Origin of the sequence: Paenibacillus sp. P3E, assembly GCF_001909045.1 — a bacterium.
GTDB lineage: Bacteria > Bacillota > Bacilli > Paenibacillales > Paenibacillaceae > Paenibacillus_AQ > Paenibacillus_AQ helianthi.
The window spans coordinates 54977-68953 of the sequence record NZ_LVWH01000126.1; the positions used below are offsets into that span (position 1 = coordinate 54977).

The window sequence follows — 13977 nt, forward strand, 5'->3', positions numbered from 1 at the left end:
GCATCTCCCCGTTTCCTAAGTCTTTTTAAGTCCGACTCTCCGCAGGTGCAGTGTGAGGTTGAAGTCCACGGTAATACTGCCGTAGAGCTCTTCCCAGTCACTTTTGTTATGAATGTGCTGTCTCCAATACTCAGGGTGGTGGGCGCGGATAATCTCTCCCATTCCAAAAATATCGGCATGATCCTTCTGGGTCTGCCGTATCAGCCTTCGGATCACACCCTTCGCATTCCTTTCGAATTCACGCTCAATCTCATGCAGTCTTGCAGTGGAATCGGCAGGCTTCTTGCCGTTATAGTGCTCATCCAGATCCCCTTCAAAGTTAATATCAAAGGATAGCACCGGCTTGCCGTCCCGGATGAAGCTGCGGGCCTTGGTGTAGCGCTCATTAATTTTGGTCATGACCATACCGAGCTCCTTCGTCTTGAAAAGGGTAGAGTAGCCGCCTGGGTCCATTCCCTCAACGGCCATGAAAGCGCCGATTTCAAGCGGCTGTGTAGTGTTGATCATTTTGCCCTGGCTGAAATACGCCAGACCGTTAATCAGAATATTCTCTTTGTTGCGGAGCGCCACATAAGGAAGATAGGCGCTTTGTCCCCATTTGGAATCTGCCGACCAGTAGGTGCCGATATAATCCGGGGGGAACTTGCCCGAGGTTACCGCTTTCTCCATCATGGAGAGCACATAGAGCGTGGGCACGCGCTGCAGCGGAGGCTTGACATCCATGAACTGCGAGGCACGTCCTTCGGACACCAGCAGCCAGGTCCTGCGCCGGACTTCGGGATTGCGCCGTAGATAGTCATCCAGATCGTCCATTCTTCCCCGGGCGATGTCTTGGCTGATGACGATCACACGCAAATGCACGAGATACCGGGGGTCTGCGATCTGCTGCTGCAGATTGTTCATGGCATCATCAAGCGAATGTCCAAGCACCGTAACCACCCACACCGGGCTTATCTTTCCGTCCTGGCTTCCGCCGCTGCCCGGGCCCAGCGGGACCCGTCCTGGAACAGCAATCTGTGCTGTGATACTGATCATTTCCTTCGGCATTTCAGTATTCTTAAGATGGGTGACCTGTTCTTCCTCAGCTGCCTTTTCGGGCGGGGCGGTATCAATGGATAAGCCCAGCACCAATGCCCGGTCCTCAATTTCAACCTGATCCCAGCATCCGGCAAGGAAGAGACTGATAACGGCAGCCGGCAATAATACCGAGCCTATTTTTCGCAGCAATTTATTCATGACAGGCCCCTCTTTCCGGAGCGGCGGAGCCAATAGACCGCCCATAGCAGCATGGGGTAGCCAAGCAAGAGGAGCATGGAGACATTCCCCAGCATCAGTGACCAGGTATAGGTCTCAAAGACATTCTCCGGAAGCAGGGCGATCACAAAAACAAAAGGAAGCACGGCGCTTGAGGTCATCCGCTGATCTCTCAGACCCAGCAGATTCTGCAGGAGATAGGATGCCAGGTAATAGGTAGTGTAAATTGAGGTATATACTGAAATTACCCATATGACAATAAATAGGGCATCCAGCCGTTCCAAAAATCCTTCGCCTATTGCCGCTGATCTGGCGGTTTCCAGCGTGGGGTAAATCAGCAGTTTGGTTTCCTCTGCACCGAACAAGCCTATGCATGCTAGAGCAATCAGCCAATAGACAGCCCCCGATACAAAAATGCCAATGGCCCCTGCACGTACCGCCTGCTTCGGCAGCTTCATGAAAGGGATCAGCAGCGTAATCACAAAGGAGCTTTGGAACAGGTAGCTGGCTTCAAGCGCGCCTTTCCAAAATGAGGCTGTAGGAGCCGTCAGAACAGGCTGCAGGTTCAATAGATCAACATTCCTTAAGGAAATCAGAATGGTTACCAGAACAGAGCCGATGATCAGCGGCAGGTAGAAGAAATGAATGTAGGAAAACTTGATGATATTCCTTCTGGCTGACAGCTGACAGATTAGCAGCATCAGAAAAATGGTTGCTTCGATCGGTGTTTTATTGAATAAAACACTGGTAGCGACATCTCCAAACTGGCGGGCAGTAAGACCGGTAAGCGTCATGAATATGAGCCATATGATCAAAGTGAAGAACATGGCCAGCGGGCGGCCAATTAATCGGCGGCTGAATACAAACAGCGATTCTGTAGGGAAACGGCGGCATAAGGAGGCGAGCAGCCAAAAGCTGAAGAAGGAAACCAGAACGCCGGTGAGCGCCACAAAAGGCCCGGCACTATTTCCGGCAACGGCCATGTAGCGGGGAAAGCTGAGTAACCCTACACCAATGATTGTGCTACTGATTACGGCTGCCGCGCGCAGGGTCGTGATCTGTCGGGAATCGTTCACCGGTCTCCCCTCCTTCTTGAAGAATCTGGTCTATATAAGTTCCAGGTACAGAGTCCGGAAGTTTAGTGCTGTCCTGGGTATACAAAAAACTGGGCCGCCGGCGCATCCACCACAAAGGCGCCCTCACCAGCGTATCCTTCCAATCCCGCCATTTGCCGGGGATGTACGGTGACATAAACGGGACTCCGAAGGATTCGAGGAATAACAGATGATTGATAATCAGGATCGTACCAATCATTACACCGTAGAGTCCGAACATTCCGGCAAGAAGGACCAGGGGGAATCTCAGCATACGCAGAGCAATCGCGGTGTTATAAGCCGGGGTGGCAAAAGAACCGATAGTGGTCAGCGCGACAATGACCACAGTGATCGGACTTGCCAGTCCCGCTGATACCGCAGCCTCGCCGATCACGAGCACGCCCACAATGGAGAGGGCCCCGCCAATCATCTGCGGGAGGCGGATCGTGGCCTCCCGCAGCACCTCCATGGATACCTCCATGATCAGCACCTCCAGCACAGCCGGGAAGGGAACGCCGGCCCTCCCCCCGGAGATGGCTACTGCGAAATCTGTAGGCATCAGCTCCGGATTAAAGGAGATTACGGACACGTACAGAGCCGGGAAAAACAGGGAGAAAGCAAGTGCGATCAGTCGGATCATCCGGATGAGACTGCCCATAATAAAACGTTCCGTATAGTCATCAACCGTTTGGAAGAATTGGTTGAACAAAGCCGGAACAATGAGTGCAAAAGGAGAGCCGTCCACCAGGATAGCTACCCGGCCTTCGAGCAAAGAAGCTACTGTTTTGTCCGGCCGCTCCGTGCTCTGAACCTGCGGGAAGGGGGATAACGGCTGGTCTTCAATAAATTGTTCAATGTAGCCTGCATCGATAATCCCGTCAGTATGAATAATTGAAATTCTGCGCATCACCTCGGCTACGAGCTTCGGGTCAGCCAAGTTGTCCAAGTAGCACAAGGCCACCCTGGATTGGGTTCGGGTCCCGAGCGGACTGATTTCAATCCGGAAGTCCGTACTCTGCAGCCGGTAGCGCAGGAGCGAGAGGTTGTTCTCAAGCTTTTCCACATATCCTTCCCGCGGGCCCCGGATCACTTGTTCCGTCTGGGGTTGCTCTACACTTCGGATGTCGATCTGCCGCATATCCAGCATTAGAGCTTCGCTGGAGCCTTCTATCAGCAGAATCAGCTGGCCCTTGACGATTGCGGGAGGCAATGCGGACAGGTCTTGTTCTGTGGTTCCTTGTGTGACTTGTACCGCTACATTCCAGATATAATGGGACATATCAGCAAGCTTGTTCGGCATTCCGGGATGACCGGCAGAACGGTCCATGAGCGGTTTAAGAATGTATTCCTGAATCTGCTCCTGATTGACCAGAGAGGAGAAGAAAATAAGCGCCGCCTCATATCTGCCGAACAGCAGAAAATCACGCACGACAAGATCTCCGCTTTGGCCGAGTCGGTCAAGCAGATCTTCCGTATTTTCTTTCAGGCTGAGGCTTATCGTGTCATTGCCGGGAACGGGAGGTACAGGGGAGGGCTGATTTTGCTTCTGCATATATGAAGCGTATTTCTCTTTCCAAGCTTGCATTCGGCCGCCTCCTTTGGGCTGACAGTTTGGAAGATCACTATAAAGTGTTGGTTAGTAGAGGGTTTTTTATGTAAACTAAAGATAGAAAGTCTTAAGGAGTTATGATAGAGATGAAGATGCAAGCACCTACCATGGAACAGGCGCAGGCTGAACTGCAAAAATATTACGGCTATCCCGACTTCCGGGAAGGCCAGAAGAAAATTGTCATGAATTTGCTGGAAGGCCGCGATACGCTGGGTATTATGCCGACGGGCGGGGGGAAATCGATCTGCTATCAGGTTCCCGCACTGCTGCTGCCGGGACTTACCCTGGTCATTTCACCGTTAATCTCGCTGATGAAGGATCAGGTGGATGCGCTAACCACAGCAGGAATTCCAGCCGCATATATCAACAGCACACTAAGCGGCAAAGAAGTGAATGATCGCATCCGCGCTGCACGCCGGGGCGAGCTGAAGCTCCTCTATGTGGCTCCTGAGCGGCTGGAGTTGGACTGGTTCCGCCTGGAAATGGCCGGACTGTCTATCTCTTGTGTTGCAGTGGATGAAGCACACTGTGTCTCCCAGTGGGGACATGACTTCCGTACCAGTTATCTGGCAGTCTCCCCGTTCGTAGAGGAGTTGCCGGAGCGGCCGATTCTTGCGGCTTTTACCGCGACAGCTACGCCTGAGGTGATGGAGGATATGGTCCGGCTGCTGCGGCTTCGTCAGCCCGGGGTCTTCATGACCGGGCTGGGCCGTGACAATCTGGCGATGTCTGTGCTGCGCGGGGAGAACAAACGCGAGTTCGTGATGGACTATACCGCGCGGCACTCTAATGAGCCGGGAATCGTGTATGCGGCTACGCGCAAAGAGGTTGATGACCTCTATCAGCGGCTGCAGGCGTCCGGTGTCGCCGCCGGGCGTTATCATGCGGGAATGAATGATCAGGAGCGGGCAGAGAGCCAGGAAGGGTTCCTCTACGACGATATACGCGTCATGGTCGCTACCAACGCCTTTGGGATGGGTATCGACAAGTCGAATGTACGTTACGTCATCCATTACAATATGCCAAAGAATATGGAAGCCTATGTGCAGGAGGCGGGCCGTGCCGGACGGGACGGAGAGCCCAGCCAGTGCATTCTGCTCTTCAGCGCCCAGGATATTATGACGCAGAAATTCCTGATTGAGCAGAATCCGCAGGACACGGACCGCAAAGCCAATGAATACCGCAAGCTTCAGCAGATGATCGATTACTGCTATACCACCCGCTGTCTGCGCAGTGCCCAGCTGGATTATTTCGGCGAGGAGCATGGGGACAAGCCGTGCGGAATCTGTAGCTCTTGTACGGATGAACGGGAATTGGTAGATATGACAGTGGATGCCCAGAAGATTTTCTCCTGTATCCACCGCATGCGCGAGCGTTACGGCGTGGCCCTGGTATCCTCTGTGCTGAAAGGCTCACGTAATCAAAAGGTGCTCCAGTACGGCTTTGAGAATCTGCCTACCCACGGGGCGATGTCCAGCCGTACGGAGAAGGAGATTACAGAGACCATCAATGTAATGATCTCAGAAGGTTATCTGGCATTATCGGAGGGGCAGTATCCGGTTGTACGGCTGCAGCCTCTGGCTGCTGAAGTGCTGCGCGGCCAGCGGCAGGTACTGCAGCGGGTGGCCCGTCCACTCCGTACCGGAGGTGCATCCGGTTCGCGGGACCGCAGCCGTGTCCGCGATCTGGCGCCGTCGGCTGTCAATGAGACGGTATTCGAGCAGCTGCGCCTGATCCGCCGCGAGCTGGCGGGGCATGAGCATGTGCCGTCCTACATTATTTTCAATGATGCGACCCTTCGCGAGATGAGCGTGGTTTGCCCGCAGACCGAAGCGGAAATGCTGAGAGTCAAAGGGGTCGGCGAAGTGAAATACCGGAAGTACGGCAAGCCCTTCCTGGAATTTTTTCAAAATGAAATGTAAAGAAGGTTATGAGGCATGAAAATCATCCTGGCCACATTAAATGCCAAATATATTCACACCTCGCTGGCGATCCGTCTCCTGAAGGCATACAGCGAGCATGAGTTTCAAGATATTCATTTGGCAGAATACACCATCAAAGATCCCGTGATGAATATCGTGTCAGACCTATTCCAGAAGAAACCGGATGTGATTGGTTTTTCCTGTTATATATGGAACATCGAGGAGACCGTTGAGCTGATCGGGATTCTTAAGCAAGTGATGCCGGAGATCAAGATTGTGCTGGGCGGGCCGGAAGTATCGTATGAGCCGCTATACTGGATGCAGCGTGAGGCCGGGATTGATTTTGTAGTGAACGGGGACGGGGAAGAGACCTTCCATCATTTACTGCAGGAATTGCGGGATGACCACAAGTTCCATTTTGTCTACGGGGCTGCCTACCGCAAGGGCGAAGAGCTGATCGTCAATCCGCCGCGTCCCAAAAGCGATCTCAACACTCTGCCGACGCCACACCGGTTCCCGGATGATCTGCCGGATCTCGGCAAGCGGATCGTTTATTTTGAGACCAGCCGGGGCTGTCCGTTCAACTGCCAGTTCTGCTTGTCCAGCATCGAGGTGGGGGTGCGGTACTACGATATTGAACGGGTCAAATCCGATCTGCTCTATCTGATTGAGAATGGTGCAAAAGTCATCAAATTTCTCGACCGCACCTTTAACATCAACCGCAATTATGCCATGGAAATGTTCCAGTTCCTGATCGACAACCATCAGGGCTGTGTATTCCAGTTCGAGATTACGGCCGATATTATGCGTCCAGAGGTACTGGACTTTCTGGCGGAGAATGCCCCTCCGGGCATCTTCCGGTTCGAGATTGGCGTGCAGTCCACCAATGATGAGACGAATGAGCTGGTCAAACGCCGGCAGAACTTCACCAAGCTATCCCGCACCGTCATGAAAATCAAGGCCAGCGGCAACATCGATCAGCATCTCGATTTGATAGCTGGTCTACCGCAGGAGGATTACTCCACCTTCCGCAAAACCTTTAACGATGTATTTGCCATGGAGCCGGAAGAGCTGCAGCTCGGATTCCTCAAAATGCTGCGCGGCACCGGCCTGCGCGCCCAGGCGGCCAAATACGATTATACGTATATGGAGCACGCTCCTTACGAAATACTCAGCAGCCACGTGATGCCTTTCTCTGACATCATCCGGCTCAAACGGCTCGAGGATGTGCTGGAGAAATATTGGAACAGCCACCGGCTGGATCATTCGGTCAAGTACCTGATCCGGCATGTGTTCCCATCTCCGTTCGATTTCTTCCAGGAGTTTGGCGACTATTGGGAGGAGCGGGGCTGGCAAAAGATCGGGCACCAGCTGGAGGATCTGTTCATCCGGCTGCATGCTTTTCTGACGGACCGCGGAACGGATTCCATGGAAGTAATCACCGGGCTGATGAAACTGGATTATTTCCTGGGCCACAAATATAAGCCACGTAAAATCTGGTGGGATATCACGCTGGACAAATCCGACTGGTCCCGTTATATGAAGGAAATCACCAGTCGTCCGGAGCGCCTGTCCGCCAAGCTGGCAGAGGCGGGATTCAGCGAGCGGGAGCTGCAGAAGTTCACAGTGCTCGAAGTGCTGCCATTCCGGCTGGATGCCGTGCTGGATTCGATTAGCGGACTGCGTTTTGATCCTGTGGCTGCTGAAGCTGAAGGGGCCGGGAAAATAGACGATAGCACGCTGGGGAACCCCCTTGTAACGGGTGGCGAACAGACAGGCACGGCAGCTGCTGCAGTGCAGACAAAGCCAGCGGATCTGGCAATGGATACCACGCCGCCGCTTGCTGCTGCAGACAAGAGTTCCGTTGCTCTGGCGGAACCCTTGGCGCATACCGCCGGAAGCACGCTGCTGATCGTCATGTACCAGCAGGACGAGAGCCAGCGGGCGCAGTACTATTCACTGCCTTTGTAGTCATTCTGTCTCTTGATGCGCCAGGAAAGGGGAGTTTCGGAAGGGAGGCCCGCCGGAGAGGATTGCCCGGCAGGTCTTTATGTAATAAAATGGATTGTGCTTAAATAAAGTAAAAAAGGAGCTGTGTCATCAGCACAGCCCTGGTGTACAACCACTGCTGTAGAGCAGCCGGTCGTCTCATCTTTTGTGGTTTGGAGTAGACCGTTACCTTCCGGGGCGGTCTATTTCTTTTTAATGTAGCCTAGCAGAGCCAATAGGAACATACCGAACATGAACATCAGGGTAATAGCATCTTTTACGTCCATTACCGTCACCTCCTCTTATAGGAGAGGCGCCTACTGCTCATGAACAATGTTGTACAAGAAAATCATATCACATTCTGCATGTTAAAAAATGGATCATTAGTAGATTTATAGCGGAAAAATACAAAGACAGGCTTTCCGGAACTGACGGAAAGCCTGTCTTTTATAGTATGCTAATGAGCAGCGGGTTGAAGCAGCAATGATTCTGCCGGCAGGTGGCGTACAAGCCAATCCAGCACATCCGAAGTTACCTCATCCCGGTTCACTTCGTTGAGCATTTCATGCCTGCCTTCGGGATACAACTTGAATTCTACATCGGATATTCCATGCTCCTGGTAGATTCCGGCCAGGCGGATCACACCTTGACCGTTCATGCCTACAGGGTCTTTGGCTCCCGCAAATAAATATACGGGCTTATTCTTGCATAGTGTAAGCAGAGTTTCCGGGGAATGGATATCCCGCAGCAGCCGGAAAAAATCGCGGAAGAAACGGGTTGTGCAGACTGCTCCACAGAAAGGATCAGCTATGAAGAGGTCTACTTCCTGTGAATCACTGCTCAACCAGTCAAAAGCAGTTCTTACCGGGGCGAAGGAACGGTTATAAGGGCCGAAAACAATCCCGTTCATCAGAACACTGCGGTGGCGCATCCCCTGCAGCCTGGACTGCAGTCCGGCAAGCGACTCTCCGAGCCGAAGCATACCGCGCGGCCCGTTCGTACCACTCAGGATAAAGCCGGTATAGACTTCGTGGCCATCCTCGCACATCAGCTTCTGAGCCAGAAAGGAGCCCATGCTGTGGGCCAGGAGGAAGATTGGCAGGCCCTCATGCCGGGATGAGGCGATGCCGGCTAGCTGGAGCAGATTACGCCGCATCCAGTAAAAGCCGTCCTCACCTGTGTCACCGAGTAAATCGATCCGGTCTGCGGTATGCCCATGGCCCCGGTGGTCATTGGCATACACCGCATAACCAGCTCCGGTGAGTGCTGCTGCAAACCGTGCATAGCGGGCAGCCGTTTCACACATGCCGTGGGCAATCTGGACAATCCCCCTCACCGGAGCCTCCGGCTCCGGCAGCCATTCATAGACATGAATGGCGACCCCTAGCGGATCAGTCATCTTAAAGCTGTTCTCTCTCATACCGTTCCTCCTAAAAGTTTTGTGAGCAATACTTCTTGGAGATGCCACGTACAAAACTGACTTCGTAAGCATAGGTCTAAGTTTTGTGAGCAATACTTCTTGGAGATGCCACGTACAAAACTGACTTCGTAAGCATAGGCCTAAGCTTTGTGACCTTCTGCCTTAATCATATGCCGGTCCAGGCATGGCTTATGGCAGATACGAACGGAGCACGGTGGAGTGGCCTTCAATTCCGTAGGCACCCAGGGTGGACGGAAGCAGGTAGCATTCTCCGGCGGAATAAGGCTGGGAGCCGCCCTCCCAGGTCAGATGCCCGCTGCCTTCGCAGACCACGAGGATTGTGAAGCTGTCCGGAGTGGTAGAGAGGTTCCACTCTCCGTTAACGACCCCTTTTTCTACAATAAAATAAGGGGACGCGGCAATCTGCAGCCACTCTCCGGCTACAGCCCCATCGGTCTTCATGGAAGTGGCGCCAGCGCCTTCATATGCAGTCACGTTAAGCGAATCCTCAATATGAAGCTCACGCGGCTTGCCGTCCAGACCCGGACGGTCGTAGTCGTAAATCCGGTATGTAGTGTCGGAGTTCTGTTGAATTTCCGCTACAACCACACCGGCGCACAATGCGTGAACGGTTCCGGCAGGGATGTAAAAAGCGTCCCCGGCCGAGACGGTGATTTCCTGCATGCTGTCCATCACTTTGCCGCTTTCCAGCGCCTCGCGCAGACTTTCGCGGGTTACACCGTCTTTGAGGCCGTAGATGATTTTGGCGCCTGGTTTGGCATCAAGTACGTACCACATTTCTGTTTTACCCAATTCTCCCTTTGGCAATCCTTCATACTCATCCGTAGGATGTACCTGCACCGACAAATTGTCGTTGCAGTCCAGGAGCTTGATCAGGAGCGGAAAACGTCCGCCTTCCTTCGGGCTGCCCTTGCTTCCGAACCATACCTGTCCGAATTGCTCGCGAATCTGATCCAGCCCTTGACCGGCAAGCTCTCCATTTAGCACAGATGAAGTACCGTTCGGGTGGTCGGCGATCATCCAGCCTTCGCCAATATGCCCTTCAGGCAGCTCGAGACCGAATTTCTCCAGGGCCCGGCCCCCCCACACGCGTTCTTTGAACTCCGGCTGAAATTTTAAAGGATAAGGCTTAGTCATTTCTTCATCTTCCTTTCCAAGTTATAAAATAATGTCCTGCTTGGTTTACCTGGTTCGTGTGGATTCAAAAAACTCCAGCTTTTCTTCGTCTGGCCCGTCAAAAAAGAAATAGCGGCAGCCGTTCGCAAGCGTCGAAATGCCAGTCAAAGCGGGTATGCCGAGTCCGGAAATCCTACTGTGTTCTTGCTCAATATCATCCACCGTAAAGGCGGCATGACTGACTCTACCCTCCTGGGGGAGGCCTTTAAATGCCCGTTCAATCAATTCTATCTCCACACTAGACTGGCCAGGGAAGCTTAGAAAAGCAAGACGGATCTCGTCTCCCGGCTCTCCCAGAATGTTCTGAAGGGTCAAACCGATGACCTCCTGATAAAATTGCAGCGAACGCTCCAGGTGGTTCACTTTAATACCAATGTGCTCGATTTTGGTTACGGCCACTTACAGATCAGCTCCTTTTTTCTTCTCGACTGCCAGCGTGTAGGGGGCGGTAGCCCGCTGCAGCTGGCGGTAGACAATTGCTTGTGCCTGCTGGGACGGAAGGGCCGCCGCCCAGGCCTCCACCGCGGCGGCTTCATGTTGGCCGCCTTCATGGCCGGGGTAGAGCACGGCTGTGATGATGCCGCCCGGCCGCAGCAGTGCAAGGGCGGCATCCAGCGCGGCCAGCGTGCTCACAGGCTCGGTGATGATCGTCTTGTCGGCATCGCCCGAGGGCAGATAGCCGAGATTGAACATCACCGCAGAGACCGTTCCGCGCCAGTCCGGCGGAACGGCTTCTGCCATGGCTGCATGGCTGCGCAGCAGCAGCGTTACGGGAGACAGCGCCGGCTGCACGTCCTCCCGGGCCAGCCGCAGGCGCTCTTCGGCCAGAGCCAGCGCGGCAGGCTGAATGTCGAAGCCGTACACCCCGCCGCGCGGACCGGCCGTTTTGGCGAGAAACAGCGTGTCAGCACCAGTGCCAACGGTAGCATCAATGGCCCGGCCGCCTGGCTGCAGGCGTTCCTCGGTTAATTTATGAGCAAAGCTAAGGACAGACATAAAGCCCATTAGCTCTTCCTCCAGTATTTACCTTGCCAGGTATCGCGCGCAATCAATTCATCATCAATGGCGTTCAGTACTTCCCATTTCTTCAGGCTCCACATCGGTCCGACCAGCAGGTCGCGCGGAGCATCTCCGGTCAGCCGGTGCACAATCATCTCCGGCGGCAGGATTTCCAGAGAATCGGCAATAAGCTTCACATACTCGTCCTGCTCCAGAAAACGCAGCAGTCCGGCTTCATATTGCTTAACCATTGGCGTCTTGCGCATCAGATGCAGCAGATGAATCTTAATGCCCTGCACATCCATGTTTGCAACCGCAGACACCGTCTCCAGCATCATCTCATGGGTTTCCTGCGGAAGACCGTGAATAATGTGGGTACAGACGCGGATCCCATGACGGCGCAGCTTCTGGACAGCTTCGGTATAACACTGGGTATCATGTGCCCGGTTAATCAGCTCCGAGGTAGAATCATGAATGGTCTGCAGGCCCATTTCGACCCAGAGATAGGTGCGCTGGTTCAACTCCGCCAGGTATTCGACCACATCATCCGGAAGGCAGTCGGGACGCGTTGCAATGGAAAGGCCGACTACGCCCGGCTGCTGCAGAATCACTTCATAATACTCTCTAAGCTCCTCTACTGGAGCATAGGTGTTCGTATAGGCCTGGAAGTAACCGATATATTGGGCATTTGGCCATTTCAAGTGCTGCCTGTCCCTTACGTTATTGAACTGGGTGACCAGATCGTCGCGGCGGCTGCCGGCGAAATCCCCGGACCCTCTCGCGCTGCAGAAAGTGCAGCCTCCTTTGGCGATGGACCCGTCGCGGTTCGGGCACGTAAACCCGGCATCGAGCATCACCTTGAATACCTTGGCGTCCAGTTGCTCGCGCATTTCATAATTCCAGGTATGGAAACGTTTATCCCCCCACAATAGTGGAGAGGAGGTTTGTAAAAGGTTAGACATGGGTACTCCTTTCTTTGCAACATAAGGATTTATATATTTCAAGCCATACATCATCCTTATATTTCTAACTGAGATAACACCGTTTCAACTTAACCTTTCTATTGTATCAAAAATCAGCGGTGAACGTAACATTCAGGCCTCTGCAAATACAGCGGAAAATAGGCTGGAATAACAGCGCTTTCATCTTGATATTGCTTACATAGTATGTTATATTTAGGGTGTAAAAACACCGCTGCAGCAACCATAATTTCTATTTCTTGAATTCATAATTTCGTGTCGCAAGGTCCATAATAAAACCAAGAGGTGATCACGATGAATTCTCAAACGGTGTATGCCGAAGGAAAAGGCTCCATTGACGTGCAACTGACTCCCGACGAAGCGCTTGCGCTTACGGGTGTTGAATTTAATGGCAATCACAAGATCAAGACCGAAGCACAACGCAAGATCCGCAGTGCCTTTGAGAAGAAATTTGATTTTCAATCTCCTCCAAGGTAGACTATTAGCTGCATGAAAACATGGACCCCAATTCCAAATATATCAAAAAGGAATTCTCTGTCCGGCCGTATCCAGGCCAGCGGAGAATTCCTTTTTGTTTGAATCGTGAGAATGTTTAAGCTTCGCGTTGTTCACTATTCTTTGGTTTCTGTCTGCTTTCTTGTTAAAATCCCTTTACTTTTGCGGGTAAGTTCGGCACAATATTGCAAGTGACAGTGTTTGTATCAGAGAAAGCGGAGGAAAACTTATGCGTTTACGCGGAAGAAAAGGAATACGTGAAAGTCTGGAAGGACAGACCGATCTGGTCATCCTGGATCCACGCAGCCTGAAGGGGCGGTGGTCTGAACTGTTCGGCAACGATCATCCTATTCATGTAGAGTTTGGCATGGGCAAGGGACAGTTCATCAGCCAGATGAGCTTCAAATATCCGGATATAAATTTTATCGGCGTTGATATGTATGATGAGCTGATCCGCCGTGCGGCTGAGAAGGCCCGTGCAGTCTGGGAACCGGCTGGGCAGGAGACGCCACCTAACCTCAGAGTGGCGCTTGCCAATATTAACTATGCAGAGGAAGTATTTGCCCCTGGAGAGCTTGAGCGCATCTATTTGAACTTTAGCGATCCGTGGCCTAAGGGCAAGCATGCGCGCCGCCGGCTGACCCATCCGCGTTTTCTCGACAAATACCGCGGTCTGCTCAGTCCGCTTGGCGAGATCCATCTGAAGACGGATTCGCGCAGCTTGTTTGAGTTCTCTCTGAATGCCTTTGCCGACTATGGTCTGCAGATGAAGAACATCTCTCTCGATCTGCATCCGGACGGAGTGATGAACGAAGAACAGGTTATGACAGAGTACGAAACCAAATTTTTTGGCCGGGGTGTCAATATTCACCGCTGTGAGGCGATTGTCGGTGCAGAAGCGCTGGAACGCTATCAAGCCTCGCGATTGGACAAATACCGCCTGTAATCGGATCTCAGTGGCGAAGAAGTTTGACTTCACAAACGGGTCTGTACACAAAAAGGCGGTCCAGTGAAGAAT

13 protein-coding genes are annotated in these 13977 nt (G+C 52.9%); 4 read left to right on the forward strand and 9 right to left on the reverse strand.

The window, feature by feature from the left end:
- Window positions 1-15 precede the first annotated feature (15 nt).
- Genes A3842_RS11795 through A3842_RS11805 form a run of 3 tightly spaced genes read right to left on the reverse strand, consistent with a single transcriptional unit; the run spans window position 16 to window position 3933 of the window.
- A complete protein-coding gene (locus A3842_RS11795; protein WP_074085867.1) occupies window positions 16-1236 on the reverse strand; it encodes a Ger(x)C family spore germination protein in 1221 nt (406 codons plus the stop codon).
- A complete protein-coding gene (locus tag A3842_RS11800) occupies window positions 1233-2330 on the reverse strand; it encodes a GerAB/ArcD/ProY family transporter (protein WP_074085866.1) in 1098 nt (365 codons plus the stop codon). Before A3842_RS11800 ends, A3842_RS11795 begins: the two co-directional genes overlap by 4 nt.
- Complete coding sequence (locus A3842_RS11805; RefSeq protein ID WP_074101553.1) at window positions 2278-3933, reverse strand: spore germination protein; 1656 nt, start codon at window positions 3931-3933, stop codon at window positions 2278-2280. Before A3842_RS11805 ends, A3842_RS11800 begins: the two co-directional genes overlap by 53 nt.
- 110 nt (window positions 3934-4043) lie before the next feature.
- Here A3842_RS11805 and recQ point away from each other — a divergent pair, with 110 nt between their 5' ends.
- Together recQ and A3842_RS11815 are read left to right on the forward strand one after the other, a co-directional pair.
- Window positions 4044-5879 carry a DNA helicase RecQ gene (gene recQ, locus A3842_RS11810; protein ID WP_074101554.1) on the forward strand — a complete coding sequence of 612 codons (1836 nt, stop codon included), beginning with the start codon at window positions 4044-4046 and terminating at the stop codon, window positions 5877-5879.
- 15 nt (window positions 5880-5894) lie between these two features.
- Window positions 5895-7850 (forward strand): B12-binding domain-containing radical SAM protein, encoded by a 1956-nt coding sequence (locus tag A3842_RS11815; protein WP_074101555.1) that lies wholly within the window; start codon window positions 5895-5897, stop codon window positions 7848-7850.
- Window positions 7851-8071: 221 nt separating this feature from the next.
- On the opposite strand, the gene A3842_RS33325 is transcribed toward A3842_RS11815, so the two are convergent.
- The 6 genes from A3842_RS33325 to mnmL form a co-directional block, all read right to left on the reverse strand.
- Window positions 8072-8155, reverse strand: coding sequence for a putative holin-like toxin (locus tag A3842_RS33325; protein WP_256701671.1), 84 nt, complete (start codon window positions 8153-8155; stop codon window positions 8072-8074).
- A gap of 170 nt (window positions 8156-8325) precedes the next feature.
- Window positions 8326-9288 (reverse strand): alpha/beta fold hydrolase, encoded by a 963-nt coding sequence (locus A3842_RS11820; protein ID WP_074085863.1) that lies wholly within the window; start codon window positions 9286-9288, stop codon window positions 8326-8328.
- A gap of 189 nt (window positions 9289-9477) precedes the next feature.
- Window positions 9478-10446 (reverse strand): type I phosphomannose isomerase catalytic subunit, encoded by a 969-nt coding sequence (locus tag A3842_RS11825; protein WP_074085862.1) that lies wholly within the window; start codon window positions 10444-10446, stop codon window positions 9478-9480.
- Window positions 10447-10491: 45 nt separating this feature from the next.
- Window positions 10492-10884 carry a VOC family protein gene (locus A3842_RS11830; protein WP_074101556.1) on the reverse strand — a complete coding sequence of 131 codons (393 nt, stop codon included), beginning with the start codon at window positions 10882-10884 and terminating at the stop codon, window positions 10492-10494.
- Window positions 10885-11490, reverse strand: coding sequence for a tRNA 5-(aminomethyl)-2-thiouridylate-methyltransferase MnmM (mnmM, locus tag A3842_RS11835; protein WP_074101557.1), 606 nt, complete (start codon window positions 11488-11490; stop codon window positions 10885-10887).
- A complete protein-coding gene (gene mnmL, locus A3842_RS11840; protein WP_074101569.1) occupies window positions 11490-12446 on the reverse strand; it encodes a tRNA modification radical SAM protein MnmL/YtqA in 957 nt (318 codons plus the stop codon). The genes mnmM and mnmL overlap by 1 nt, the downstream gene beginning before the upstream one ends.
- 312 nt (window positions 12447-12758) lie before the next feature.
- On the opposite strand from mnmL, the gene A3842_RS11845 reads away from it, so the two are divergent.
- Both A3842_RS11845 and trmB read left to right on the forward strand, forming a co-directional pair.
- Window positions 12759-12941 (forward strand): hypothetical protein, encoded by a 183-nt coding sequence (locus A3842_RS11845; protein WP_074101558.1) that lies wholly within the window; start codon window positions 12759-12761, stop codon window positions 12939-12941.
- A 247-nt stretch (window positions 12942-13188) separates the two neighbouring features.
- Window positions 13189-13905 carry a tRNA (guanosine(46)-N7)-methyltransferase TrmB gene (gene trmB / locus A3842_RS11850; RefSeq protein ID WP_074085858.1) on the forward strand — a complete coding sequence of 239 codons (717 nt, stop codon included), beginning with the start codon at window positions 13189-13191 and terminating at the stop codon, window positions 13903-13905.
- Window positions 13906-13977 lie beyond the last annotated feature (72 nt).

What these genes read in the sequence shown, in the direction of transcription:
- A3842_RS11795 (WP_074085867.1), bottom strand. Translation starts at nt 1,236, where the DNA reads ATGAATAAATTGCTGCGAAAAATAGGCTCGGTATTATTGCCGGCTGCC.
- A3842_RS11805 (WP_074101553.1), bottom strand. Translation starts at nt 3,933, where the DNA reads ATGCAAGCTTGGAAAGAGAAATACGCTTCATATATGCAGAAGCAAAAT.
- recQ (WP_074101554.1), top strand. Translation starts at nt 4,044, where the DNA reads ATGAAGATGCAAGCACCTACCATGGAACAGGCGCAGGCTGAACTGCAA.
- A3842_RS11815 (WP_074101555.1), top strand. Translation starts at nt 5,895, where the DNA reads ATGAAAATCATCCTGGCCACATTAAATGCCAAATATATTCACACCTCG.
- A3842_RS33325 (WP_256701671.1), bottom strand. Translation starts at nt 8,155, where the DNA reads ATGGACGTAAAAGATGCTATTACCCTGATGTTCATGTTCGGTATGTTC.
- A3842_RS11820 (WP_074085863.1), bottom strand. Translation starts at nt 9,288, where the DNA reads ATGAGAGAGAACAGCTTTAAGATGACTGATCCGCTAGGGGTCGCCATT.
- A3842_RS11825 (WP_074085862.1), bottom strand. Translation starts at nt 10,446, where the DNA reads ATGACTAAGCCTTATCCTTTAAAATTTCAGCCGGAGTTCAAAGAACGC.
- mnmM (WP_074101557.1), bottom strand. Translation starts at nt 11,490, where the DNA reads ATGGGCTTTATGTCTGTCCTTAGCTTTGCTCATAAATTAACCGAGGAA.
- mnmL (WP_074101569.1), bottom strand. Translation starts at nt 12,446, where the DNA reads ATGTCTAACCTTTTACAAACCTCCTCTCCACTATTGTGGGGGGATAAA.
- A3842_RS11845 (WP_074101558.1), top strand. Translation starts at nt 12,759, where the DNA reads ATGAATTCTCAAACGGTGTATGCCGAAGGAAAAGGCTCCATTGACGTG.
- trmB (WP_074085858.1), top strand. Translation starts at nt 13,189, where the DNA reads ATGCGTTTACGCGGAAGAAAAGGAATACGTGAAAGTCTGGAAGGACAG.